Origin of the sequence: Labrenzia sp. THAF187b (assembly GCF_009363375.1) — a bacterium.
Lineage (GTDB): Bacteria > Pseudomonadota > Alphaproteobacteria > Rhizobiales > Stappiaceae > Roseibium > Roseibium algicola.
Genome location: NZ_CP045344.1, coordinates 952,257 through 978,249, shown reverse-complemented (window position 1 = coordinate 978,249; position 25,993 = coordinate 952,257). Strand labels below are relative to the sequence as shown.

The window sequence follows — 25,993 nt, the reverse complement described above, 5'->3', positions numbered from 1 at the left end:
TTGTCAGGTCCGGGCAGAGCTTGTCAAGGTGACCGAAGAGGGCAAGTGAAGTGTTCAGTCCTTGGGCGGTGCTTTCGGTGTGAAAGCACAGCGGTCAGGTTTCAGGTCGATAAGCGGGGTGCCGTCGAGGCAGTCAAGCCCGCGCACGATCAGGTTCGGACCATCGACGGAAACGAGTTTTGCCAGAACGGTACCGATCGGGTTCGGCCGGACGGGTGAGCGCAGGGCAAAGGTACCGAAAATGTTGTCGCTATGTGCCGGGTTCTGGACGATGAGATCCCGCCGGGCCTTGTCGAGCCAGTAAAGCAGTTCAATCTTGTCGTATTCTTCGATGCCCTTCAGTGCCGGGACCCAGGGCTCGAAAATCTCGATCCGGCACTCCGGTCCGTCCACCTTGCCCTGGCGCGGGCAATCCTTGCGGTCCTTCCAAGGGGTGTGGATCCTGCCGATGAAGAAGAGCCTTGCATCGTCCGGTTCCTGGATCGGAACCGAAATTTCATGCGGGCGGATATCGCTCATCGTTGTCTTTCCTGAATGTATGCCGGAACACTGAAGGCGGCGCGGGTCAAGCGGACAACCAGCGGACGGCGCCGTGGCCGGCCAGGTCATAACCGCCGAGCGCCGCGGCCTTGTCCCGGAACTCTGACGTTCGTGCAAATTCGAACAGCATCTGAACCGGCGGGGTGAAAAAGGAGCGCCGGTCGATAAGCAGGTCGAAGCATTCCTCGGCCAGCGGCACGAAGGCCAGCTTGAAAGGTCTTGCCGCGGTTTCGATGCCGAGCGCAGCATCGGCTTCACCGGCGGCAACGGCCGACGCCGCATCGTTTTCCGTGTGGGCGGTGGCAGGGCCGGTGGTCAGATCTGCTTCGCTCAGGCCGGCATCGGCAAGCAATCTGGAAAACAGGAGGGCAGTGCCGGTGCCCGGCTGGCGCATGGCAACGCGCCTGCCTTTCAGATCGGCAACGGATCGAACAGTCGGTGCAGCCTCCCGGGAAACCAGAAGACCGCGTTTGCGGGATGCCCAGCTGATCAAGACCGCGTCCTTCAGGCCCAGTTCGCTGATTGACGCGATATTCCAGCCGTTTTCTTCCGGCAGATGCAGGCCGGCAAGGGCGGCGTCTCCGGCGACAAAGCGGTTCAGACCGTCCGCGCTGCCGTTGCACAGCATGGCCAGTCCGCATCCGGAAGCATGAACCGCCCAGTCCAGCAGGGGGTCGTGTGATCCGGCCAGAACACCCGGGCGTTCCGGTGTCGCGGCGGCAGTCGGACCTTCGATCCAGGACCGCAGTTCGGCTGCGGGAAACAGGAGTTTGCCCGTGATTCGCCGATGCGGGATCTCGTTGGCGGCGGCAAGGTCGTAAACCTTGCGTTCCTTGACCCGCAAAAGGTCGGCCACTTCCTTCGTGGTCAAGAACTGAAGCTGCTGTGTGCCGGTGTCGTGCAAGGTGTTGCCCATGATTGATTCGAGGGACATTATCGGAGGAACTTCCGGAGAGACAAGACTGTCCGGAAAGACTTCGTCTGGTCGGTTTGACGGATAAAGGAAACCGTACCGCCCGGGCCGGATTTTTCTGACCTGATTTTTTAAAAAGTGGAATAAATTTCCTCAAAGTTCGAAAAGAGGAAATCTTTTATTTTTATCTTTTGCCGGATACGAGAGGAATTGTCTCACCTCGCGTGACTTGCTAATGAAGCTTTAATGAAGGCAAAAATGCCTCGTTCAAAGAAGCAGCAATGGCTTCCGGGGGTAACAAAAAGAATATGGATTACTTTCTACAGCAGCTGATCAACGGCGTGACGCTAGGGTCGATCTACGGCCTGATCGCCATTGGCTACACGATGGTGTACGGCATCATCGGGATGATCAACTTCGCCCATGGTGACATCTTCATGGTCGGCGCCTTCATCGCGCTGATCTTCATCGTCGCTTTCGGCATCACGGCAGGCCTGCCAGTGGCGCTCCTCATTCTGGCGCTGATCGGTGTCCTGGTCATTTCGATGGCCCTGACGGCGGCCTGGGGATGGACGGTCGAGCGGATCGCCTACCGCCCTCTGCGCGGCTCCTTCCGCCTGGCACCGCTGATCACCGCGATCGGCGCTTCCATCACGCTTCAGAACTTCGTTCAGATCTCGCAGGGCGCGCGCAACAAGCCTCTGCAGCCCTTGATCTCCGGCGGCTTCACGCTGAGCGACGGCGGACCGGACGGAACCGGCTTCATCGTGCAGCTGTCCTACACGCAGATCCTGATCATCGTGGTGACCGTCGTGCTGATGGTCGGCTTCACCTTCCTGATCAACAAGACCTCTCTGGGCCGTGCGCAGCGCGCCTGCGAGCAGGATCGCAAGATGGCGTCGCTCGTCGGTGTCAACGTCGATCGGACGATCTCGCTGACCTTCGTCATGGGTGCAGGCCTTGCGTCCGTCGCAGGTCTGATGTTCCTGCTCTACTACGGCGTGATCGACTTCTACATCGGCTTCCTGGCCGGCGTGAAAGCCTTCACCGCTGCGGTTCTTGGCGGTATCGGCTCGCTGCCGGGTGCCATGCTCGGCGGGTTGCTGATCGGCCTCATCGAGACCTTCTGGTCCGGCTATTTCTCGGTAGAGTACAAGGACGTTGCCGCCTTCTCGATCCTGGCGATCGTGCTGATCTTCATGCCCGAAGGCCTGCTCGGCAAGCCGGAAGTGGAGAAGGTCTGATCCATGTCAGCAAAATCTGAGAACCTCTTCATGGTGTCGCTCAAGGATGCGGCGGCCGGGGGTGCGATCGCGCTTGCGCTGTTCGGTGTCCTGATCGGCATGAAAGCCGAGGTCGCAAGCGGCCTTGGCGGTCAGCTCGGCATTGAATACCGCTGGGCAGCCGTTGCCATAGCTGTCGCCATCGTCTTCGGCGGGCGGCTGCTCCTCAACCTGTTCGTCTGGAAGGCCGACAAGCCGGTCACCGAAACGGCGAAAGGTTTCCTGCCGAGCGCCAGGCCCCTGGCCAAACTCGGCAAGTTCGCGATGCCGGTGTTTCTGATCCTGGCTGTGGTCCTGCCGTTCCTGCTGATGTCGGCCTATGGCTCGCGCGGGTCGCGCCAGTATCTCGACCTTGCCATTCTGGTGACCACCTACGTGATGCTCGGCTGGGGCCTGAACATCGTGGTCGGTCTCGCCGGCCTGCTTGATCTGGGATACGTCGCCTTCTACGCGGTCGGTGCCTATTCCTACGCGCTGCTGGCCCAGTATTTCGGCTTCTCCTTCTGGATCTGTCTGCCGCTCGCCGGCATCCTGGCCGCTTTCTGGGGTATCATCCTGGGCTTCCCGGTGCTGCGTCTCAGGGGGGACTATCTTGCCATTGTGACGCTGGCCTTCGGGGAAATCATCCGGGTGGTCCTGCTCAACTGGTACGATTTCACCGGTGGTCCGGACGGTATCTCCGGCATTCCGCGGCCGAGCTTCTTCGGTATCGAATTCGAGCGCGGCCCGGGCGGATTCGCCGACACCTTCGGTCTGGAATACAATTCCATTCACCGCATCATCTTCCTCTACTACCTGATCCTGATCATGGCTCTGGTCACCAACTTCGTGACCATGCGTCTGCGCAAGCTGCCGGTCGGGCGGGCTTGGGAAGCCCTGCGCGAGGATGAAATCGCCTGCCGTTCGCTCGGCATCAACACCACCAACACCAAGCTGACCGCTTTTGCGCTCGGTGCGATGTTCGGCGGTTTCGCGGGCTCGTTCTTCGCCACCCGGCAAGGCTTCATCTCGCCGGAGAGCTTCACCTTCATCGAATCTGCGGTCATCCTGGCGATCGTCGTTCTCGGCGGTCTCGGCAGCCAGATTGGCGTCGTGATCGCCGCGGTCGTGATGATCGGTGGTTTCGAGTTCTTCCGCGGACTGGAAGAATACCGCATGCTGGTGTTCGGGCTCCTGATGGTCGTCATCATGGTCTGGAAACCGCGCGGCCTTATCTCCACCCGCATGCCGTCGATAACCCTCAGCGGCAAGAAGGCCAAGGGCATCAGTGCCGACCTCGTTCAGGAGGGCCACGGATGAGCTCCTGGGATACAAACCCCGTCCTGACGATCGAGCATCTGACCATGCGCTTTGGCGGTCTGGTCGCCATCGACGATCTGTCGTTCAATGTCGGGCGCGGTGACATCACTGCCCTGATCGGCCCGAACGGCGCCGGCAAGACCACCGTCTTCAACTGCGTTACCGGCTTCTACAAGCCGACCGAAGGGCGGGTCGTGATGAACCGCACCAACGGCGAGCATTACCTGCTTGAGCGCATGGCGGACTTCCAGATCTCTGCGAAAGCCAAGGTCGCCCGTACCTTCCAGAACATCCGCCTGTTCGGCGGCATGACCCTTCTGGAGAACCTGATGGTCGCGCAGCACAATCCGCTGATGCTGGCTTCGGGCTATTCGCTTGCGGGTATCTTCGGTCTGGCAACCTTCCGCAAGGCAGAGCGTCAGGCAGTCGAAAAGGCACGTTACTGGCTGGAAAAGACCGCGCTCATCGATCGGGCGGACGCCCCGGCCGCTGACCTGCCTTACGGCGACCAGCGCCGTCTGGAAATTGCCCGGGCCATGTGCTCCGGTCCGGAGCTGCTGTGTCTGGACGAACCGGCTGCCGGTCTGAACCCCAAGGAAAGTGGCGAACTGAACGCGCTCCTGCAGTACATCCGCAAGGAGCACGGCACCTCTATCCTTCTGATTGAACACGACATGAGCGTTGTGATGGAAATTTCGGATCATGTCGTGGTTCTGGACTATGGCGAGAAGATCTCCGACGGCACGGCGGCTGAAGTGAAGGACGATCCGAAGGTGATCGCCGCCTATCTGGGCGTACCGGACGAGGAAGTCGACGCCGTGGAAGAGGAGGTCGGCATATGACAACCTCCAACCACCTCCTGGAAGTCAGGAACGTCGAGACCCACTACGGCAAGATCATCGCGCTGCGCGGTGTCGATCTGACCGTCGACCGGGGCGAGATCGTCTCCCTGATCGGGGCCAACGGCGCCGGCAAGTCGACGTTGATGATGACCATCTGCGGCACGCCGCAGGCCAGCTCCGGCCAGGTCATCTACGATGGCGAAGACATCACCCGCATGCCCACCCACCAGATCATGCGCAAGTCGATTGCGCAGTCTCCGGAAGGGCGGCGGATCTTCCCGCGCATGAGCGTGATGGAAAATCTGATCATGGGTGCGGAAATGGCCGGCAACCACGATCTGGAAGCCGGACTTCAGCGCGCCTTCGACCTGTTTCCTCGCCTCAAGGAGCGCCGGAACCAACGCGGTGGCACGCTTTCGGGCGGTGAGCAGCAGATGCTGGCGATCGCCCGGGCCCTGATGTCCAACCCGCGTCTTCTGCTTCTGGACGAACCGTCTCTCGGCCTTGCGCCGCTGATCGTGAAACAGATCTTCGACGCTATCCGGGACCTCAACCAGAGCGACGGTCTCACCGTCTTCCTGGTGGAACAGAACGCCTATCATGCGCTGAAACTGGCACACCGGGCCTACGTGATGGTGAACGGCAAGATCACCATGTCGGGTTCCGGCAAGGAACTGCTTGCCCGCGAGGACGTGCAGGCGGCCTACCTCGAAGGCGGAAGACACTAGGAGCGCGCTATGGGTATTCTTTATCAGACCAGTTTCGGCGTGTTTCTCGTCCTGCTGTGCTGCCTTGGCGGCGGCGCGGCCTGGATGACGGGACGTGCCTGTGCCAACACCTGGCGGCCGCTTTATGTGCTGTTCTGGTTCGTGTTCCTGTTGAGCCTGGCGATCCGGTTCCTGACCTTCGCCCTGTTCGACGGAACGCTACTGTCGGTGCACTATCTGGTTGTAGACTATCTCATTCTGCTTGCAATCGGTCTGGCGGGATGGCGGTATACACGCACCAACCAGATGACGACGCAGTATGTCTGGCTTTACGAAAAGACGAGTCCCTTCAGTTGGCGGTTGAAGACCGGCCAGACGGACAAATACGCCAAGGATTGAGAATTCCGGAGGTGCGTTTTCCGCGCCGATGGGGAACCGGCTGGGAATGGACGAAAAACAACAAGAATCGTCCCTGGCCCGGCCAAAACGGAAGCACGGGCTTCCATTCCAAGTGGTCCAGATAACTGGAACCAGGGGAGTTGATGATGAAAAAGTATCTTTTGGCTAGCGTTGCTGCAGTTGCCGGTGTGGCCATGTCCACCGCCGCTTTTGCAGACATCGTGATCGCAACTGCAGGCCCGATGACCGGCCAGTACGCCTCCTTCGGCGCGCAGATGAAAGCCGGTGCCGAGCAGGCCGTGGCGGACATCAACGCAGCTGGCGGCGTCAATGGTGAACAGCTGGTGCTGGAAGTGGGCGACGATGCCTGCGACCCGAAACAGGCTGTTGCCGTTGCCAACCAGATGGTCGGCAAGGGCGTGGTCTTCATGGCCGGTCACTTCTGCTCGGGCTCTTCCATCCCGGCATCCGCCGTTTACGCGGAAGAAGGTATCGTCCAGATTTCTCCGGCTTCCACCAACCCGAAGTTCACCGACGAACGTCCTGGCCCGGGCACCTTCCGCGTTTGCGGTCGTGACGACCAGCAGGGTCAGGTTGCCGGTACCTATCTGGCAGAGGAATTCGGCGACAAGAACATCGCCATCGTTCACGACAAGACTGCCTATGGCAAAGGCCTCGCCGATGCCACCAAGGAAGTCATGAACGCTGCCGGCAAGAACGAAACCCTCTACGAAGCCTACACCGCCGGTGAAAAGGACTACACCGCGCTGGTTTCCAAGCTGAAGTCGGAAAACATCGACGTTCTCTACGTCGGCGGTTACCACACCGAAGCCGGCCTGATGAAGCGTCAGATGGTCGACCAGGGCATGAGCACCGTTCTCGTTTCCGGCGATGCACTCGTGACCGACGAATATTGGTCGATCACCGGCCCGGCTGGCGAAGGCACTCTGATGACCTTCTCTCCGGACCCGCGCAAGAACCCGGAAGCTGCTCCGGTCGTGAAGGCACTTGAAGACGCCGGCAAGACCGCTGAAGGCTACGCGCTCTACACCTACGCCGCCATCCAGGCTTGGGCAGCAGCTGCCGCAGCTGCCGGCTCCACCGAGTATGACGACGTTGTCGGCGCCCTGAACGACGGCGACTTCAAGACCGTTCTCGGCGACCTCTCCTTTGACGACAAGGGCGACGTCACCCTGCCGGGCTACGTCTGGTACGAGTGGAAAGACGGCCAGTACGACTACAAATAAGCCGTATACGCTGCAAGGTTGATGCTTTGCGTCAGGCCCCGTCCGGCAGTTGCCGGGCGGGGTTTTTTGTTGCCCGCGCGGTGCACGCGGCTCTCTTGTCGCGCTATTTTTCGCATGACGCAGCCAGAGCATTCCGTGACGTTCTACGGCTATTGGCGCAAGTTGGCTTGCGCGAAACTCTTCTAGAGGCACAACAAAGAACATCGTTGTGTAGTAAAGATTGCCGAACCCGGAGAAAGATATTTCTTTCTTCGGGCGCTTCTTCTTGAGTAAAAAATACGGCTTCATACTGCGCTGCAAAATATTAAGTCGGCGCCTGACTAAAAAATATCCAAATTTTTTTCATAACCCCTTTCCAAAAGGCAGTAATTTTGTTTTTCTATGCGCGTTCGCACACATTGATAGCTCTTCAGGAACGGAGGTTACCTGGAGGTTATTGGTCGTGCGTCTAATAATAATGATAGAAGCTGACTTGGGGACACAATGGCGAACACACGGGGCGCTGCTGTTAAGTATGACAGCGTTCAAAAGAGCTATGACGGGGAAACCCTGGTCGTAAAGAACCTCAATCTCGATATTCCGCCGGGCGAATTCCTGACAATGCTCGGCCCGTCCGGTTCCGGCAAAACAACCTGCCTGATGATGCTGGCCGGCTTCGAACCGGCAACGCATGGCGAAATCTACCTGAACGACCGTCCGATCAACAACGTGCCCCCGCACAAGCGCGGCATCGGCATGGTGTTCCAGAACTACGCCCTGTTTCCGCACATGACGGTGGCCGAGAACCTCGCCTTTCCGCTTCAGGTTCGCGGTGTCGGCAAGGCCGACCAGCAGGAAAAGGTCAAACGGGCTCTTGAGATGGTCGAGCTCGGTTCGTTCGGCAACCGCCGTCCGGCACAGCTCTCCGGTGGTCAGCAGCAACGCGTCGCAGTGGCCCGCGCCCTGGTTTTCGATCCGGAACTGGTGCTGATGGACGAGCCTCTCGGTGCGCTCGACAAGCAGCTGCGCGAGCAGATGCAGTACGAGATCAAGCACATTCACGAGAACCTGGGCGTCACCGTCGTCTACGTGACCCACGACCAGACCGAAGCGCTGACCATGTCGGACCGCGTGGCTGTGTTCAACGACGGTGTCATCCAGCAATTGTCGACGCCGGACGATCTCTATGAAGATCCGAAGAATTCCTTCGTCGCCCAGTTCATCGGCGAAAACAACAAGCTGAACGGCAAGGTCGTCGAGATCAACGGCTCTGAGTGCCTTGTTGAACTCGATGACGGCACTAAGCTTAAGGCTGACAAGGTCAACGTGTCCGCCGTCGGCGACAGGACGACCCTGTCCCTGCGGCCGGAACGGGTGGAGTTCGACACCCATGACACGATGGACAATCTGGTCAACGGCCGGATCGAGGAACTCATCTACCTCGGTGACCATATCCGCGTTCGCATGAACGTGGGCGGCAACGACGAGTTCATCGTCAAGGTTCGCAACCGCGGAGAAAAGCGCAAACTCGCCGTCGGCGAGACAGTCCGCGTCGGCTGGGCGCTGAACGACTGTAAAGCGCTCGATGCGGTTGTCTGAAATCGCCCGGCGGCCGGCAACCGGCCGCTAGCGACCACAACGGAAAAATCCGTTAAATCCTAAAAGAGGGAGCTAACTCACATGAAGCTCAAAACTGTAATTCTCGCAGGCACCGCTCTGGCATTTGCCGGCAGCGCGGCCATGGCGAAGGACATGACCATCGTTTCCTGGGGCGGCGCCTATCAGGCCTCCCAGAAAAACGCCTACGCCGATCCGTATGTCGCGGAAAACTCCGACATCAACGTGATCTGGGACGAGTCTTCGAACGAGGCTGTCGCCAAGCTGCGCGCCATGAACGAAGCCGGCAACATCACGTGGGATCTGGTCGACGTGGTTGCTTCCGACGCGATCCGTCTGTGCGACGAAGGTCTGGCGCTGGAAATCGATCCGGACACCGACCTTGCCGATGCACCGGACGGTACCAAGGCTTCTGAAGACTTCGGCGACCTGCTGGTCTCCGAGTGCTTCATTCCGCAGATCGTCTACTCCACCACCTTCGGCTATCGTTCCGACATTGCGGAGTGGAACGGCAAGGAGCCGGACGACATCTGTGACGTGTTCGATCTGGAAGCATTCCCGGGCAAGCGCTCGCTGGAAAAGCGCCCGATCAACAACATGGAATGGGCTCTTCTGTGCGACGGCGTGCCGAAGGAAGAAGTCTACAACGTTCTTGAGACCGAAGAAGGCCAGGAGCAGGCCTTCAAGAAGCTCGACACCATCAAGGACAACGTCGTGTGGTGGTCTGCTGGTGCGGAAACCCCGCAGCTTCTGGCCGACAAGGAAGTCGTGATCGGCTCCACCTACAACGGCCGCCTGTTCTCCCTGATCGAAGAGCAGAAGCAGCCGGTCAAGATGCTGTGGGACGCTCAGGTGTTCGACCTTGACGGCTGGATCATCCCGGCCGGTCTTCCGGAAGACCGCCTCGCCATGGTGAAGGACTTCGTCAAATACGCCACCGACACCCAGCGTCTGGCGGATCAGGCGAAGTACATCTCCTACGGCCCGGCTCGCAAGTCCTCGGCACCGCTGGTTGGCAAGCACGCCGACCTCGGCATCGAAATGGCTCCACACATGCCGACCGACCCGAACAACGCCAAGAACACCTTCCTCTATAACTACGAGTGGTGGGCGGATTACCGGGACGACATCGACGCCAAGTTCCAGGCGTGGCTGGCCCAGTAATCAACTGATGCTGTTCGCGTTCGGATGAACGCGGACAGATGAGAAACCGGTCCGGGTGAGGCAATGCCTCACCCGGATCTTCCAACGGATTTGCGGAAGACTGTTTCATGAGCGATACCCACGCGGGCGAGGTTCTGACGACGCAAGACGGCAAGCCGCTGAAGGCAGCCCTTGCCAAGGCGCTGCGCCGCGAGAAGCTGCGCGCCCTGGCGCTGATTGCGCCCCTGCTGATTTTTGTCCTGCTCACCTTCGTTGCCCCGATCGTGGACATGCTGTTCCGCTCGGTCGAAAACGGGATCGTGGAAGACACGCTTCCCAAGACCGTCATCGCTCTTCAGGAGTGGGATCCAACCTCCGGCAATGTGCCCGATGAGGTTGTCTTCGCGGCGCTTTACGACGACCTGGCCGTCGCCGTCGAAGAAAAGACCCATACCCGCCTCGGCTCACGCCTCAACTACGAGGAAACCGGCGTTTCCAGCCTGTTCCGCAAGACAGGGCGCGGCATCAAGCGCATGGACGAAGCCGGTCCCTTCAAGGAACAGTTCATTGACCTCGACAAGGACTGGGGCAATGTCGAGACCTGGCAGGTCCTCAAACGGTTCTCGCCGCGCTATACGGCCGGCTATTTCCTGAATGCCTTCGACGCGCAGCAGACCGCGAACGGGATCGAACTGAAGCCGGAAGACGAACGGATCTACATGTTCCTGTTCGGCCGTACCCTGTTCCTGTCAATCGCGATCACCGTGTCGTGCCTGCTTCTTGGCTATCCGATCGCGTTCCTCTTGTCCGCCTTGCCGCTGCGCTCCTCCAACCTGCTGATGATCCTCGTACTTCTGCCGTTCTGGACATCGCTTCTGGTGCGGACCTCGGCCTGGAAGGTGCTGTTGCAGCAACAGGGGGTGATCAACGACTTCCTCGTCTGGACAGGCATCATCAGCGACGCCGGACGCCTGGTCATGATCAACAACCAGACCGGCACCATCATCGCCATGACGCATATCCTGCTGCCGTTCATGATCCTGCCGCTGTATTCGGTCATGAAAACCATTTCGCCGTCCTATGTGCGCGCGGCCAAGAGCCTTGGCGCCAACGACTGGACCGCGTTCTGGCGGGTGTATTTCCCGCAGACCGTGCCGGGCATCGGCGCGGGTGCCGTGCTCGTCTTCATTCTGTCGATCGGTTACTACATCACACCGGAACTGGTGGGCGGAACGTCGGGCATCTTCATTTCCAACCGGATTGCCTACCACATCTCGTCGTCGCTCAACTGGGGTCTGGGCGCAGCGCTCGGCACGCTGCTGCTCGTCGCGGTTCTGGTGCTCTTTGTTGTCTACGACAAGATCGTCGGCATCGATAACGTGAAACTCGGATAGGTGGCGGCATGAGTGCACTTCCTCCCTACGCGTCTCCTCTCCAGCGGACCTGGTACTATACGTTCCGGGTGATCTGCGGGCTGATCTTCTTCTTCCTGATCTTCCCGATCCTGGTGATCCTGCCGCTCAGCTTCAACGCGGAGAACTTCTTCACCTTCACCAAGGCGATGCTGGCGCTCGACCCGGCAGGCTATTCCTTCAAGCACTACCAGGACTTCTTCACCAATCCGGACTGGCAGCAGGCGCTGACCAACTCGGTGCTGATCGCACCTGTCGCCACCATTCTGGCAACAGGCTTCGGCACCCTGGCGGCAATCGGCCTGTCCCAGTCCCATGTGCCCTACAAGTCCGCAATCATGGCAGTGCTGATTTCGCCGATGATCGTGCCGCTGATCATCTCGGCGGCAGGCATGTACTTCTTCTATTCGCGCATCGGCCTGCAGGGCACCTATTGGGGTGTTGTTCTGGCCCATGCCGCGCTTGGAACGCCCTTCGTCATCATCACGGTGACGGCGACACTGGTCGGTTTCGACCGCAGTCTCGTGCGGGCGTCGGCCAGCCTGGGCGCCAACCCGGTTACCACCTTCTTCAAGGTGCAGATGCCCCTGATCATTCCAGGTGTCGTCTCCGGAGCGCTGTTTGCCTTCATCACCTCCTTCGATGAAGTGGTGGTGGTGCTGTTCCTGGGGTCCGCCGGTCAGAAGACATTGCCCTGGCAGATGTTCACCGGCCTTCGCGAACAGATCTCGCCGACCATTCTGGCGGTGGCATCCCTGATGGTGGCCATTTCCATCTGCCTGTTGACCGTGCTGGAGCTGCTGCGCCGCAGGTCCGAACGCCTGAGAGGTCTGTCCCCGGGCTGATCCCGGGCGGGCGCAAGGAGCGCCCCGCTGCTTTCAAGGTGAGCCGGTGGCGGAACGCCAGTCACCGGGTGGAGACAGGGTCTCCCGGTAGCAAGACATTTTGAATTTGGGCCTGGCGGGCCGGCTTCTTCGCGGAAGCCGGCCCGTTTTGCGTTTCAGGTCCCTGGAAACCGAAGCTCGAACGAACGGAAGGAGCCTTCAATGAGCAACGACATGATCCGCATTTATGAAATGAACAACGGCGAGAAGGCGTTTTCGCCCTTCTCGGTTGCCGAAATGGACAGCCGCCAGGCAAAGCTCCGCAAGCTGATGGCGGACCGGCAGATCGATGCCGCCCTGTTCACCTCCTATCACAACATCTGCTACTACTCCGGCTTCCTCTATTGTTACTTCGGCCGCAAATACGGCTTTCTGGTCACACAGGACAAGGCAACCACGATTGCGGCCGGTATCGACGGTGGTCAGCCCTGGCGCAGGACTCACGGCGACACCGTGATCTACACCGACTGGCGCCGGGACAATTACTTCCACGCCATCCAGTCGCTGCTTGGGATGCCCAATCCTGGGGTCAAGCGCATCGGCATCGAGTTCGACCACGTCTCCCTCGACATGCTGAAGCTTCTGGAAGCCGCGCTTCCGGGCGTGGAGCTGGTCGACATTGCCGCCGACGCAATGGCGCAGCGCACGATCAAGAGCGCCGAGGAGCACGTGCTGATCCGCGAAGGCACGCGCATCTGCGATATCGGTGGTGCGGCTCTGGTGGAGGCGGTTCAGGCCGGCGTTCCGGAACACGAAGTCGCCATGGCCTCGACCAATGCCATGATCCGGGAAATCGCGAAGTCCTTCCCGTTCGTCGAGCTGATGGACACCTGGACCTGGTTCCAGTCCGGCATCAACACCGACGGAGCTCACAACCCGGTCACCAACAAGAAAGTGGAAGCAGGCGATATCCTCAGCCTCAACTGTTTCCCGATGATCTTCGGCTATTACACGGCGCTGGAGCGGACCCTGTTCTGCGAATATGCCTCCGACGAGCACCTGCGGCTTTGGGAGATCAACTGCCATGTCCACCGCGAGGGACTGAAGCTGATCAAGCCGGGTGCGCGCTGCTGCGATATCGCAAGCGAGCTGAATGACATCTACCGTAGCCACGATCTCCTGAAGTACCGCAGCTTCGGCTACGGCCATTCCTTCGGTGTGCTCAGCCACTACTACGGCCGTGAAGCTTCGGTGGAGTTGCGTGAGGATGTCGACACGGTGCTTCAACCGGGCATGGTCGTCTCCATGGAGCCGATGATCATGATCCCGGAAGGCGAAGCCGGAGCAGGCGGTTACCGGGAACACGACATCCTGATCGTTTCGGAAACCGGGGCTGAGAACATTACCGGTTTCCCGTTTGGACCGGAGCACAACATCGTGCCGAAACGATAAGGCGGCAAACTTTCTGGTTTTCGAAGAACCCTGGCGGCAAGGTGTGGGCATCTTGCCGCCAGTGACGGTCTCGAAAGGAACCTGTCGCAATGCAGCAAATGCTCCGGGGCGATCGCAGGACCCTTCAACAAACATCTTGGGTTACCCGGCAAGGCGTGATTTAACCGGGCTATCTTCGAGCGCCTGCGGAGGGCTGAATGACCTCATCCGACACCATGAAACCTGCTCTGGCCAGTCTGGCCCGGACCTGTGAAGCGATCGCCAACGGTCGCTTCGACGAGGTCGAGGAGCTTTATCAGGTGATCACGGACGAGGGTGTCGCAGCCGATATCCGCGCCCTGGCGGAAACCTTTTCAGGCATGGTGGTGCAGGTGGAGGCACGCGAATTCCATTCCAGCCAGCTCATTGCGGAACTGACGGAAACCAAGCGCCAGCTGGAAGCGGCCGAAGCGAAGCTGCGCAAGGAAAATGCCGAGCTGAAAACCCGGCTGGACAAGTTCGAAGTCACCTACGACAAGGAACAGGCGCAGGCTGAAATCGAACAGGTGAGCGATTCCGACTATTTCCGCTCCCTGCAGTCCCGCGCCAAGGATCTTCGATCCCGGTACAAGTCCTGAACTGTCAAAACATCCTTCGAGATCGATCCGTGACCAAAATCATTTCCACTCATTCTTATCGCGGCGGCACGGGCAAATCCAACGTCACGGCCAACCTGGCCGCGGTGCTTGCCCTGCGTGGTCACAGGGTCGGCATTGTCGATACGGATATCCAGTCCCCTGGCATTCACACCCTCTTCAAGGTCGATCTCAACACGGTCAACAACACGCTGAACAACTACCTGTGGGGGCATTGTTCGGTGACTGATACCGCTGTCGATGTCACGGAAAACGTGGTCGATGGCGATGGCAATCCAACGGTGCCGGACGGTGGCAAGGTCTTTCTGGTGCCTTCATCGATCAAGACCGGCGAGATCGCACGGATCCTGAAGGAAAAATATGATGTCGAGGATCTGAACCGGGGTTTTGTGGACCTCTGCCGGGGCCTGGAACTCGATTATCTGCTGATCGACACCCACCCGGGCGTCAACGAGGAAACACTGCTTTCCATCGCTATCTCCGACGCGCTGCTTTTGATCCTTCGTCCTGATATCCAGGATTATCAGGGCACCGCAGTCACATTGGAACTGGCACGCAAGCTTGAGGTGCCGCAGCTGTTTCTGGTGGTCAACAAGGCTCTGGAAACCTTCGATTTCAACGAGTTGGCACAGCGCATCTTTTCCAACTACCGCACGCCGGTGGCAGCTGTCCTGCCGCTGTCGACGGATCTCATCCAAATCGGCAGCACAGGCCTGATCAGCACCCAGCAGCCGGACCACGGTTTCACGCGGGCAATCGAGACGATCGTCGATTCCATCGAGTGATTACAGTTGCAGGCCAGGTTTCCGGGTGGTCTCGGCTCAGTCCTGCATTTCAAACAGGCCCTTCAGGAAACTGTCGACGTCTCCAAGGCGTTTGTTGCGGTCTAACTCGAGCGCCTGGCGCAAGGTGTTCCAGGCTTGCGGGGAGAGCCCCTCGATAGGCGCCGGCACGAGACCTTCCCGCGCGACCTCGTCTATCGGCCGGAACTGGAACGGATGGCCGCCGGTCAGGATCTGGTAGGTGATGCAGCCAAGCGCAAAGACATCGTCGCGGGGGTCACGGTCCGCTTGCCGGAATTGCTCGGGGCTTGCGTAGGCCGAGGTCAGGCTATCCCGGATCGGATGGTCCGCACTGGCGCTTGCCGCTGCCGCCAAACCGAAATCAAGGAGCTTGATCGTGCCATCCGTCAGCAGAAAGATGTTGCCGGGCTTCAGATCCGAATGAACGACGCCCCGGCTGTGCGCGTGGGACAGACCAGCACAGGTGCCGCGCAGGATCCTGGCGCATTCGCCCAGAGGCAGGGGTTTGCCAAGGGCCCGGCCGATCCGGCGATCAAGACCGACGCCGTTTAGCTGCTCCATGACGATAAACACATCGGCCTTGTCTCGATCGAAGTCGTAGACGGTGGTTATATTCGGATGTGCGAGTGCCTGAGACTTGCGCGCCTCGGCCTCCAGAAGCCGCACGGCTTCGGTGTCGTTGCGATAGCTTTCGTTCAGAAGCTTGATGGCGACGTAAGGCTGGTCGTGAGCTGCCTCCAGGCGCCGGCGGTCAACGGCTGAATAAACATGCCCCATGCCGCCGCTCCCGATCTCGATGTCCAGAATGAACCGGTCACGCAAAATGGAGCCGACACCGGCGCGTTTCACCTGGGGTGTCGCCAGCTTGTTGACGTCGAGACTGTCTCTTTGTCCGCCGCCGGAAACGCGGCGCGCGTCGGAACGAAACCGGGCACTTTTGAATTCGGTCAGGTATTTGTCCAGTTTGCCGCTGTCGGCTGGAGGTGGTGGTTCTTCGGCGGCATTCGAGCGTCGACTGCGAAAGCCGGCGTAGCCCGCAACGAGTGAGGTCAAAATGGCCTCGTCCATCTTGCCCCGTGTTACGTCACTTGCAGTCTCGTCATCCGTTGCCCCGGCTGGCTCGTTAAGTAATGGCAATGGCGGCATGTTTGCAGGGGGCGTTGCTGCCTGCGCAGGTGAGGGTGCCGATACCGGTTCCTGCTGTGTGCCGTGAACAGCATGTGGACGTGGCAGACCGTCAATCACGTTGTAACCGGAATGCTTGGCATCGCCCGCCGGCAACTGGTTCTGCAGCCTCTGGCCGAGCTCGTTCGGAAGCTGGCCCGCTTCGACAAAATCCCGGATTGCCTGCCGCGTTTCATCAAGGGCCTTCGCTGATTGCTGTGCACTGGTCCGCAGCTGCTTCGACAAGGCGTCATAAGACAGCTTGCCGGACACGAAGGCGGTTATCAGCTTGTGCGTGGCGGAGGTCGTGTCTGACGTCAAATCTGCAGGATCCCTGGCGACAATTCGGCCCGAAGCTTCTCTTGGCCCCGGAACAGGAGCAGCGGAAGCCGCTGGGGCGACAAAGGTAGAGCTGGGTAAACGCGTGGGGTATGGTTCGCCAGCCGACGCTCAGTATGCGCGCTGCAGTCGTTTTGTTCCAGCTGGCTTCGCGCATTTATGCTTGGATGACCTGGGCGTTGATCGGATCGTCGAACGATCCGGGGGCAATTTTTGAAACGCCCATCCACCCCTGATAGATTACCCGAACGGCAGGTAATGTATCGGCGAGGGATGAAAGAGGAATAGACTGCGCGCAACCTTGAAACCGGCTCTGCTAGCCCTTCTCGCGCTGCAACGGTGCGTTGGCACCAAGGGTATGAAACCGACGGCAATATCTTGATCGCGCAAGTCACATTCGCCTTCGTGTCAATTTGAGTGAAATTTACAATCATTAATAGGGGTTGATCGAAATGACCGGGGAAGACGACATCAAAGGCGGTATCGCCAGCTTCTCGATTGGCCTCGGAAACAAGGGGCACAGTGCAATCCCGATCAAGCCGGCACCGCCTTTCAGGGTGCTGATCGCAGGAGACTTCGGCCTTGCGGCAACCGGCGTGGCTTTCAATATTACCGGCCAGGACGCCGAGGAAATCCTGGAACAGAAAACACCATCCTTTTCCGTCTCGGCGGCCAATATGCTCGGTTCGCATCCACCCGAGCTGGAAGAACAGGTTTTCTTCGCGCGCCTGAAAGATCTGCATCCAACAAAACTGCTGCGCGAATTTCGCTTTGTGCGGGATCTCGAGGCGGCTTCCGGTGACCAGGATCAGCTTGCCGTTCATGACCAGCGTTACGACAAGGTCGGCAAGTCGGCACTGGATGAGCAGAAGTCATTGCTGGAAAGACTGCTGAAAGACGACGAATTGCCGGCCTCAGCGCAAGGCAAGCGTAAGGAAAACGATGCCTCGAGCAGCAGCAAGGGAACCGAGGGGCTCGACGCCCTCCTGTCGATGATCCGCACTCCGGAGGAAAAGGCTGCTCCCGGCGAAAGCGGCAGTGCCGCGAAAACCGCCGTGGATGCCTTCATTCAAAAGACCCTCCAGGAAACGGGCCAGGTTTCAAGTGCACCTGTCGAGGGGAAAAAGAAGGATGCGCCAGCCGATACGCTGCAGCAGGCACAGGCGCGTCTCTTCTTCGAGAGCCCGAAACTGAGCACGGTGCTGCTGAACTGGCATGGATTGGACCTGCTCCTGAGTGAAGTTCCGTTGGACCTGCCGCTGGAACTTTATCTCCTTCAGCTCGATCACGATCTTGATGCCGTCGATCTGCAGGAGGTTCTGGGCGAAACCGGCGAGGCCCTGCAGGCAGAACTCTACGATATCGCCCTGTTTGCGAACGAAATCGGCCTGGGCCCACGCGACACGGAACGGCTGAAGGTGCTTGCGCGGGAATGCGCCGAAAGCGACACGGTCGGGCTTGCCGCGCTTGCCGGGCACTTTGCCGGAGTTCCGGGTGAGGAAGTTGCCGACATCGAAACGCCACATCAGTTGCTCGACAAGCCGGGCTTCGAAGGTTTTGCAGGCTTGAGGGCCGGCGATGCCGCCTCTCACCTGGCACTGTTCTGGAACGATGCCCGGTTGACCGCCGAAGAGGACGGTGCGCCGGCGCTGTTTGTGTCGGGTGCTTTTGTCGCCCTTTCCGAAATACTGGTCCAGCTTGAAACAGACGTGTTTCCGCGGCTCCCCGTCGGCATGCCGAAGGATTATGATGCGCTGGAGCTTGTCGAAAGCCGGTCGATGGGCGGTGACGTTGCCATGGCAACACGGTTTGCCGTCGGTTCGGATACGGCACCGTCGCTCGCGCTTGCCGGCATCAACGTGCTGGAGGGTGTCGCCAACAGAACCAGCCTCGTATTCCGTCGGGCCGTGACGGTCCAGCCCGGCGAGGACGGTCGGGGCGCACTGGATCAGGCCCTTCTGGTGTCCCGCCTGTTTTCCCTGTTCCAGGAAGCTCTCGGCGAGGCCGTGTTTGCAGGGCAGGATGCTGACGAGCGCGAGGCTGCCGTTGCAACGAGCCTGGAAGTGCTGAGCAGATCCCTCTCAGACAAGGTCACTTTCGAAGTGGAACGAATGGCGGTGGAAGATCAGGATCTGATCGGCGTAACCGCAATCGTGCAGGGTGGCTGGGCCTCGGGCCAGCAGCATTCCTTCTATCTGCCGGCTTCCGGCGGTTGAGCATCTGTATCCGTCCAAACGGTTATCACCGTGATGTCGTCCGAGGACCCGCCGGCCACAGCGCGCGAAACAAGCCGGTCAGCAAGACCGAAGGCCCCCTCGTTGGCCATCCTGGCCAGCATGGTTTCGTCCATGCCTTTCAACAGTCCGTCGGTGCAAAGTACAAAAACATCGCCGGGCATCATCTCCAGCGTTCGGCGGTCAAGCTGAAGCGTGTTGTGGATGCCGACAGCGGCAGTCAGCCATCCGGCTTTGTCGGCATGGTCCTCCGAGATGAGGAACAGTTGCTGCTGGCGCAAAAGGTAAAGACGCGAATCTCCGGCCCAGATGCAGCTGGCTTGTGTCCCGCTGATGATCAGGCTGAGACTTGTCGTGCCGGAAATGTCTTGTTCGGGGACAGCGAGAAAACCGGCGTAAAGACCGTGGTTGACGTGGTTGAGCTTGGCTTCGAGGGCAATCTGCCGGGCTTCATGGCTGCTCGGCGGCATGTTGGTCAGTTGCGAGATGGCGTGAACCGTCGCACGGCTGGCGACGTCACCCTCTCTGTGACCGCCCATGCCATCGGCAATCGTGAAGAGCCCATGCGACGGGGCCGCAAAGTGGCTGTCCTGGTTGACCTTGTGTCGGCGTCCGCGCCGGGTCGCTGCTTCGGATCGCAGCAACGCAACAGCGGCAGAAGTGTCGACCGTATTCAAACGCACGTTCTCCCGAGTAAGCGCCGCAGGACCAGTCCGGGTTCGATCTTAACGCGCAGTCATTCTTCGGAAAAGAAGTCTCCGGTTTCCAGCTAGGCGCCGGTCATGTGCCTCTGGATAAGGAGGCCCGTCGCAGCGTCTGGATAGCTGTCCCCGGCAAGCAGACCGAACGCGAGCCGGATCGAGAGTGGCCGGGAAGTGTGCAGAAATTTGCTTATCCCTGGTCTCGTAGCCTTTCGCGTGGTGCGCCTTTATAAAATGTACAAGTTTCACGCTGAAATTGCGTGGCAGATGCTTTCATCGGTTGAAACCGGAGGCTGCCGGCTTTCGCAGTCCGGGCACCGATGCAGATTTGGGAAATGGCAATGACCGCAGAAGTCGCAGAAATCACCATCGGCCACGAGACGGACGGCGACCAGATCGTTGTTCGTCCTGTCGGCAAGCTGGACACGCTCAGCGCAAAAACCTTCGAAACCTATCTGAAGAACCTGATCGAGGAAAAGCCGGCAACCTTGCTGATCGACATGGGGCAAGTGGACTACGTCACCAGTTTCGGGCTCAGATCACTGTTGATCGTTGCCAAGCTTCTGGCTCCGTCCGGAGACAAGCTGGTGCTGTTTCAGGTGAACCAGTCCGTGGTCGACGTCCTCAAGATCTCCGGCTTTCTGAAGATCATGCAGGTGGCGGAAAGCCGGGAAGACGCAAAGGCGCTGGCGGGTTGAGCGAAGCTCACGCCCAGCAGATTGATTTGACCAACGGCCGGCAGGGAACGGGATGGTGGATCTCGAGACGGTGACAGTTCGAAACGACCTGGAGGACCTGCCGGCGGTCTATACCGTGCTGGAGCGGTTCTGCACAGGAGCGGGCCTGTCCGACGCGGTCCGCCGTACCCTGTGCCTGGTCGTTGAAGAGCTGTTCGCCAATACCGTTGCCTACGGCTATCCGGATGGCGGCAAGGACCAGATCGCGATCTCGGCGGCGCTTGGGCCGACACACGTCAAGCTCGTCCTGTCCGACAGGGCGAGACCATTCGACAACAGCGGCATGCCGTCCGGTCCACCGGAAGCGGACACAGTCGAGGACATGGGCATTGGCGGTCTGGGCCTTTATCTGGTGCACCAGCTGGCCGATGACGTGGCGACCCAACGGATCGGAAACGTCAACCACACCACGGTTCTGGTGCCTCGCGCCAAGGATTGACGGGCGCCTTGCTGCAAGGCGGTTCCCTCAGAAGGCAAATTCCATCATGGAGAAATCGTCCGGCAGGGGCGCATTGTCGTGGAATGCGGCCAGCCAGTCGTAGATGGCTTGAGGGACGGTTCCGTCCACGGATTTCGATTTGTCCGCGAGCTCGGCCCAGGTCAGTGTCCGGCCATCCGCATCCTCGATTTCATAGGTGCCGTCACTGATGACGAGCAATCGGTCGCCCGGGCGAATGTCGAATGTACCGCCATCGAATTCCATATCGGGGATGGCGCCGATAACCATGCCTTCCGGCGTTCCGAGGCCGATGACGTCCAGCCCCGATGCCGAAGGCCGCATGAGAATGGCAGCAGGGTGGCCGCCGGAGGCGTAGGCCAGTTGCCGGGTCGAGCGCCGGTAGACGCCATACCAGATGGTGAAGAACATGTTGTTCTGCCGTTCCATCGGAAAGGCATTGTTCAGTTTGGCAAGAACGTTTGCCGGGTCACGAAAATCGGTGCCCCCAAGCGCATTCGAGCGCAGAACGTTGATGATCGCGACAGACAGCAATGCGGCCCCGACACCATGGCCGCAGACGTCGATCAGATAGATTGCGAAATGATCGTCGTCGAGGTCGTGATATCCGAACGAATCACCGCCCAGTTCGGTTGACGGCACCAGAAGCCAGTCCGCTTTCGGGGCTTCCGGTCGCCTTTCCGGCAGGATGGAATAAACATAATTGCCGGCATCACGAAGCTCCGCTTCCAGGCGCTCCTGGGTGCGGGTCAGCAAGATGTTGTATTCAGCCAACTGGTCTTCCACGGCTTCGCCATGTTCGATCGTTGCCTCGTAAAGCAGCTTGAGGTCGTCATGTTCCGCGCGCAATTCCTCAAGTTCTCTGCGCACTCGCGCGAGTTCGCCAGCGGAAGTGTCTGGTTGGGCAGCGGCGCCAAAATTACTGGTGCTTGTCATGTTGTAAATATGATGCCTTTACGGACGCGCGGTGGAAACCCAAAGTTTAGAGTTCTGCTGCTATGTTAATGAAGCAGAAAACATTGGAGCAATCGCGGTTGATATATCCTTGGCAATGAGCGACACCGTATTGTTAAATACATGAATTATCGATGACACGAGTCCAATCGACCAAAATTTCCAGCTTTCTCGTATAACAGAAGTGCATCGCTTTGAGGTGCAATTGACCACGCCAGCGGGGGAATAAAAATGCAGGCACCTTCTGAAGGCATATCATCTAATTCCGGTCTGCCGCAGATGATTCACCTGGATTTGGACATCAAGGATTTTTGCACCGACTGGACCCATTGCGATCTCATGTCGGGATACATTGCCCGGATGGTCAGCCACAACCGGCTGGATTCGCTCCTGTTTTCCAATCTTTATTCGTCGGCTTTGAACGAGTTGCTGGAAGCGGTGTACCGCACGCACGGCTCGGGCGGCAAACTGCAATGCGCAGTTCAGCGCGACGGCAATGTCGACAGGATCGAACTGACTTTCCCTGCGGACGAAGAAACCTACAAGATCTATGAAACCGCCATTGCGAAGGTCAACGGCGAGGACGCCGAAACGCTTTATCTGGAAGCGCTGTTTGCCGACGCCGAACCGGATGCGAGCCTGGGGCTCCTGGAACTCGGCGTCGACTATGGCGCCCGGCTTGCCATCGGACGGAGCGAAGACGGCCGCATGAGCCTGGTTGCAGAGCTCGTGCTTGAGGACGACACTGAATGATCGCTGATAATATGACACAGGCCTTTCAATGGACCTTCAACGAGAACGATCAGGAGTTCTCGCTCCATGGCAGCTTGCGCCCGCAGCGGGCCGAGGAACTGCATGGCTGCTTTTCCGCGATGGAACAGTCCGTCGCCAAGGTGAGCGGAAAATTCTACGTCAACGTCAGGCGCCTGGTGCGCATGAACAACGTCGCCTTCCACGCATTTGCCGGCAAGATCCTGGATCTTGTGCGCAACCGCAGCGACCTGAGCGTTCATGTGACGACGTCGAGTGTCGTCGGCTGGGCAACGCGCAAGTTCGCCGTGCTGGAGACGATGTCCGAAAAGATCACCGTCAGCGAATACGACAACGAATTCTACCCGGGACAGTCCTTCGTCGAGGACAGTGAATTCATTCATGTCCTGCGGACACAGACCAAGCTTACCTGGCGCCATGAGAAGGAACTCCTTCGCCGCCACGGCCTGAAGCCTGGGATGCAGGTGGCCGACATTTGCTGCGGCATCGGCGATTTCGCCGTGCTCCTGCAGAAGGAGTTCGAGCCCGACCGGCTTGTCGCGCTGGACCATTCCAGATCCAGCCTCGACTACGCACGCCGTGTCGCCGCCGACTTCGGCATCAAGGGCATTGACTATGTCTTTGGCGACGCCGCGGACATGCTGCTGGAGGACAATCAGTTCGACTTCGTGACCTGCCGCCATTCCCTGCAGGTGTTCGATCAGCCGGAACTGATCCTCAAGGAGCTCTACCGTATCTGCAAGCCGGGTGGCCGCATTTACGTGACCAACGAAAAGAACTCCCATTGCCTTGGCGAACCGAGATCGGAATCTATCCAGTGGACCTATAACGAGGTCGCCAAACTCTGGCACCATTTCGATATGGATATCGAAATCGGCCCGAAATGCCGGCGTCTCCTGATCGACGGTGGTTTTGAAAACGTCACCATCGGCTCCTTCATGGTCACCAACACCGACGGCGACCCGCAGGATTTCGCCGACGTCATCGCCTCGTGGAAAAATCTCTTTGCCGGCAAAATGGCGCAGGAACGCGGCGACAGCCCCGAGTTCATCGAACGCTTCGCCAAGGGTTTTGATGATCATATTTTCGCAGCGCTCCACCCCAAGGGGTATGCGGGTTGGCCGATCTGGGTTGCCTCGGGGCGTAAGCCGCTATGAATGCACCGGTAAAGGGCCCTCAGAGTGAAAAGCAGATAGGTCGCTTTTCCCTGCGAAGCTTTCGCGCCAAGTTCATTCTTGTCGTGGGCGTGGCGGTGCTGTTCGATCTGGCGCTTGCCGGTGGCATCGGCATCTGGAACGTGCAGAAACTGTCCAGGGATGCAACGGAGCAGGTCGGTGAAGGCCTGACCACCGCGACCGAAGACTATCTGGAAACCTACATCGACACGACCGCGTTCCGCGCCGACCTTCTGATCGAGCGCGTTCATTCGGAACTTGCGACGCTTGCCTCGTCGATGCAGACGCTGATCGACCACCCGGATATCCAGGAAGCGGTCGGCAACACGATTGAAGACAGTTCGGAATTTTCCTCCGGACTGGTCTACGACGAAAAAGGCGGCTGGTCGCAGAACACAGAGGGTGTTCCTTCCGCAGTCAGCGTCTGGGGCTACTTGCTCGATGAAGACAAGAACCCGCTTCCCAAGGCCGCCGATGAGCTGAAGCACAGCTCCTTCCTCAGCCTTGTCGGGCCTTCGATGATGTCGACAGGCGCTCCCAAGCTGCAGATCTATTATGTCGGCCCCAAGGACGCGTCGATCATGCGCGCGACCCCTTATTCGGAACAGGCGCAGACATTCGACCTGCTTTACCCCGGCCATAACGAAGGCGCGAACTTCTGGGATTTCTTCTTTCCCGGGGTCTACGAAGGTTGGCAAGGCTGGATCAAGGATCCGTCTTCCAAGCCGGTCGAATCCAATATCGTCACCACAGCTCCCTACATCGATGCGATCACGGGCAAGCTGATCGTCAGCTTCTTCCATCCCCTGTGGACGCAGGATCGCAAGGATGTTGCGGGCATGGTCGCGGTCGACATCACGCTCGAACAGCTGACTTCGCTCGTCGAAAGCCTTGAGATTTCGGAAAGCGGCTTCGGCTTCCTGACGATGTCCGACGGCAACGTGGTGGCAACGCCGAAAGCCGGCGAGGCCACACTGGGTCTGGTTTCGAGCGACGTCAGTGGCCAGGGTGTTACCGGCGTGAACCGGAACCTCAAGGAAAGCAGCCAGCCCGCCATCTCGTCTCTTGAACTCAGTGCCAAGGACGAGACCGTCATCAAGCACATCTTCCTTGAAAATGACGGTGAAGAGGTCCCCTATCTTCTGGTCCTCAAGCAGCTCAACCCGACCAACCTGTGGGATGGAACCGGCATCACCTCGGAAACGATGACGCTGGGCTTTGTCGTTTCCGAACGCGAGATCTACCAGTCGCTGATCGATGCCACCAACAACATCTCCGAAGCGACCGCCCGCATCCTGAACTACCAGCTGATTGCCTTCTGCGTCAGTATCTTCGTGGTGTTCGTTGCGGTCTATGCCATTTCCGGCCGTATCACCAAGGGCTTGTCGCAACTGGCTGCCGCAGCGCGCGCGCTGCAGAACAAGGACTATTCGGTTCGCGTTGCCATTCCGACCCGCGACGAAGTTGCGGCCGTGGGGCTTGCGTTTAACCGGATGGCGGAAGAGATCAGCTATCACACGGAGAACCTTGAAAATCTCGTCGAGGAGCGGACCAGGAAGCTGGAAACCGCGAACCACGAGATCGGCGAGCTCAACAAGCGGCTGAAATCGGAAAACCTGCGCCTCGGGGCCGAGCTGGATGTCGCCAAGCGCATTCAGGAAATGGTTCTGCCCCGGCTGAGCGAACTGGAAGTCATCCCGCAGATCGAGATTGCCGCCTTCATGGAACCGGCAGACGAAGTCGGCGGCGATTACTACGACGTCCTGTTCGACGGCAGCCGCATCAAGGTCGGTATCGGCGACGTGACCGGCCACGGCCTGGAAAGCGGCGTGTTGATGCTCATGGTGCAGTCGGTTGCCCGTGCGCTTCAGGAGAAGGGGGACAAGGACCCGATTGCCTTCCTGGATGTGCTCAACCGCGCTGTCTACAAGAACATCACCCGTACCAATTCCGACAAGCACCTGACCCTTGCCTTCGTCGACTACGAGGACGGACAGGTCACCTTGTCCGGCCAGCACGAGGAAGTGCTGATCATACGTGCCAATGGCGAAACCGAGCGGATCGACACGATGGACCTCGGTTTCCCGGTCGGGCTGGAGGCCGATATTTCACCCTTCGTGGCCACACTGGATCTTGCGTTCGGACCCGACGACATCCTGATCCTGCATACGGACGGGATCACGGAAGCGGAAAATGCGAAGGGCGAGATGTATGGCCTCGACCGGCTTGCCCAGAGCGCCCATGAAAATCGCGAAAAATCCGCTAAAGGTATTGCCGCGGCGGTCATTAATGATGTGAAGTCGCATATCGGCGACTACAGGGTATTTGATGACATCACTCTTGTTGTCTTGAAGCATAGGTAAGGC

At 59.2% G+C, this 25,993-nt stretch carries 24 protein-coding genes; 19 read left to right on the top strand and 5 right to left on the bottom strand.

Annotated elements, in window-relative coordinates; all coding sequences use genetic code 11:
* Positions 1-54: 54 nt before the first annotated feature.
* Complete coding sequence (tsaA, locus tag FIV03_RS04535) at positions 55-519, bottom strand: tRNA (N6-threonylcarbamoyladenosine(37)-N6)-methyltransferase TrmO (RefSeq protein WP_152504921.1); 465 nt, start codon at positions 517-519, stop codon at positions 55-57.
* A 46-nt stretch (positions 520-565) separates the two neighbouring features.
* Positions 566-1,474, bottom strand: coding sequence for a helix-turn-helix transcriptional regulator (locus FIV03_RS04530; RefSeq protein WP_209009853.1), 909 nt, complete (start codon positions 1,472-1,474; stop codon positions 566-568).
* 287 nt (positions 1,475-1,761) lie between these two features.
* Between FIV03_RS04530 and FIV03_RS04525 the strand changes: the two genes are divergently transcribed.
* From FIV03_RS04525 to FIV03_RS04465, 13 genes are all read left to right on the top strand, one after another.
* The gene (locus FIV03_RS04525) at positions 1,762-2,697 is read left to right on the top strand and encodes a branched-chain amino acid ABC transporter permease (RefSeq protein WP_022999209.1); all 936 of its coding nucleotides are present in this window, start codon (positions 1,762-1,764) and stop codon (positions 2,695-2,697) included.
* 3 nt (positions 2,698-2,700) lie between these two features.
* The gene (gene livM, locus FIV03_RS04520; protein WP_152508806.1) at positions 2,701-4,035 is read left to right on the top strand and encodes a high-affinity branched-chain amino acid ABC transporter permease LivM; all 1,335 of its coding nucleotides are present in this window, start codon (positions 2,701-2,703) and stop codon (positions 4,033-4,035) included.
* The gene (locus FIV03_RS04515; RefSeq protein ID WP_152508805.1) at positions 4,032-4,877 is read left to right on the top strand and encodes an ABC transporter ATP-binding protein; all 846 of its coding nucleotides are present in this window, start codon (positions 4,032-4,034) and stop codon (positions 4,875-4,877) included. The genes livM and FIV03_RS04515 overlap by 4 nt, the downstream gene beginning before the upstream one ends.
* Entirely contained in the window at positions 4,874-5,605 is a 732-nt protein-coding gene (locus FIV03_RS04510) for an ABC transporter ATP-binding protein (protein ID WP_022999206.1), read from the top strand. Before FIV03_RS04515 ends, FIV03_RS04510 begins: the two co-directional genes overlap by 4 nt.
* 9 nt (positions 5,606-5,614) lie before the next feature.
* Positions 5,615-5,983 carry a DUF6867 family protein gene (locus tag FIV03_RS04505; protein WP_022999205.1) on the top strand — a complete coding sequence of 123 codons (369 nt, stop codon included), beginning with the start codon at positions 5,615-5,617 and terminating at the stop codon, positions 5,981-5,983.
* Between the two features lie 146 nt (positions 5,984-6,129).
* On the top strand, positions 6,130-7,230 hold the full coding sequence (locus FIV03_RS04500) for a branched-chain amino acid ABC transporter substrate-binding protein (protein WP_031268732.1): 1,101 nt from the start codon (positions 6,130-6,132) through the stop codon (positions 7,228-7,230).
* 483 nt (positions 7,231-7,713) lie between these two features.
* Positions 7,714-8,808, top strand: coding sequence for an ABC transporter ATP-binding protein (locus FIV03_RS04495; RefSeq protein ID WP_022999203.1), 1,095 nt, complete (start codon positions 7,714-7,716; stop codon positions 8,806-8,808).
* An 81-nt stretch (positions 8,809-8,889) separates the two neighbouring features.
* Entirely contained in the window at positions 8,890-9,990 is a 1,101-nt protein-coding gene (locus FIV03_RS04490; RefSeq protein WP_152508804.1) for an extracellular solute-binding protein, read from the top strand.
* A 107-nt stretch (positions 9,991-10,097) separates the two neighbouring features.
* The gene (locus tag FIV03_RS04485) at positions 10,098-11,363 is read left to right on the top strand and encodes an ABC transporter permease subunit (RefSeq protein ID WP_152508803.1); all 1,266 of its coding nucleotides are present in this window, start codon (positions 10,098-10,100) and stop codon (positions 11,361-11,363) included.
* A gap of 8 nt (positions 11,364-11,371) precedes the next feature.
* Positions 11,372-12,226 (top strand): ABC transporter permease, encoded by an 855-nt coding sequence (locus FIV03_RS04480; protein WP_031268731.1) that lies wholly within the window; start codon positions 11,372-11,374, stop codon positions 12,224-12,226.
* 201 nt (positions 12,227-12,427) lie between these two features.
* A complete protein-coding gene (locus FIV03_RS04475) occupies positions 12,428-13,657 on the top strand; it encodes a M24 family metallopeptidase (protein WP_152508802.1) in 1,230 nt (409 codons plus the stop codon).
* 197 nt (positions 13,658-13,854) lie between these two features.
* Positions 13,855-14,274: a hypothetical protein gene (locus FIV03_RS04470; RefSeq protein WP_152508801.1), complete on the top strand. Its 420-nt coding sequence runs from the start codon at positions 13,855-13,857 to the stop codon at positions 14,272-14,274.
* 29 nt (positions 14,275-14,303) lie between these two features.
* A complete protein-coding gene (locus FIV03_RS04465) occupies positions 14,304-15,077 on the top strand; it encodes a MinD/ParA family protein (protein WP_055657002.1) in 774 nt (257 codons plus the stop codon).
* A 36-nt stretch (positions 15,078-15,113) separates the two neighbouring features.
* Here the strand turns inward: FIV03_RS04465 and FIV03_RS04460 are convergent, their stop codons facing one another.
* Positions 15,114-16,580, bottom strand: coding sequence for a serine/threonine-protein kinase (locus FIV03_RS04460; protein WP_152508800.1), 1,467 nt, complete (start codon positions 16,578-16,580; stop codon positions 15,114-15,116).
* 470 nt (positions 16,581-17,050) lie between these two features.
* Between FIV03_RS04460 and FIV03_RS04455 the strand changes: the two genes are divergently transcribed.
* Entirely contained in the window at positions 17,051-18,814 is a 1,764-nt protein-coding gene (locus FIV03_RS04455; protein ID WP_152508799.1) for a hypothetical protein, read from the top strand.
* Here FIV03_RS04455 and FIV03_RS04450 read toward each other — a convergent pair.
* Positions 18,790-19,515 carry a protein phosphatase 2C domain-containing protein gene (locus FIV03_RS04450; RefSeq protein WP_152508798.1) on the bottom strand — a complete coding sequence of 242 codons (726 nt, stop codon included), beginning with the start codon at positions 19,513-19,515 and terminating at the stop codon, positions 18,790-18,792. The two genes, FIV03_RS04455 and FIV03_RS04450, sit on opposite strands and share 25 nt — an antisense overlap.
* Positions 19,516-19,874: 359 nt before the next feature.
* On the opposite strand from FIV03_RS04450, the gene FIV03_RS04445 reads away from it, so the two are divergent.
* Entirely contained in the window at positions 19,875-20,231 is a 357-nt protein-coding gene (locus FIV03_RS04445) for an STAS domain-containing protein (protein WP_173013769.1), read from the top strand.
* 52 nt (positions 20,232-20,283) lie between these two features.
* Positions 20,284-20,709: an ATP-binding protein gene (locus tag FIV03_RS04440; protein ID WP_152508796.1), complete on the top strand. Its 426-nt coding sequence runs from the start codon at positions 20,284-20,286 to the stop codon at positions 20,707-20,709.
* 27 nt (positions 20,710-20,736) lie between these two features.
* Here FIV03_RS04440 and FIV03_RS04435 read toward each other — a convergent pair whose 3' ends face one another.
* Positions 20,737-21,597 (bottom strand): SpoIIE family protein phosphatase, encoded by an 861-nt coding sequence (locus tag FIV03_RS04435; protein ID WP_173013768.1) that lies wholly within the window; start codon positions 21,595-21,597, stop codon positions 20,737-20,739.
* 315 nt (positions 21,598-21,912) lie between these two features.
* Here FIV03_RS04435 and FIV03_RS04430 point away from each other — a divergent pair, with 315 nt between their 5' ends.
* The 3 genes from FIV03_RS04430 to FIV03_RS04420 are packed head-to-tail and all read left to right on the top strand — an operon-like array spanning position 21,913 to position 25,990.
* On the top strand, positions 21,913-22,434 hold the full coding sequence (locus FIV03_RS04430; RefSeq protein WP_022999188.1) for a hypothetical protein: 522 nt from the start codon (positions 21,913-21,915) through the stop codon (positions 22,432-22,434).
* On the top strand, positions 22,431-23,609 hold the full coding sequence (locus FIV03_RS04425; RefSeq protein ID WP_152508794.1) for a class I SAM-dependent methyltransferase: 1,179 nt from the start codon (positions 22,431-22,433) through the stop codon (positions 23,607-23,609). Before FIV03_RS04430 ends, FIV03_RS04425 begins: the two co-directional genes overlap by 4 nt.
* Positions 23,606-25,990 (top strand): SpoIIE family protein phosphatase, encoded by a 2,385-nt coding sequence (locus FIV03_RS04420; RefSeq protein WP_152508793.1) that lies wholly within the window; start codon positions 23,606-23,608, stop codon positions 25,988-25,990. Before FIV03_RS04425 ends, FIV03_RS04420 begins: the two co-directional genes overlap by 4 nt.
* Positions 25,991-25,993 lie beyond the last annotated feature (3 nt).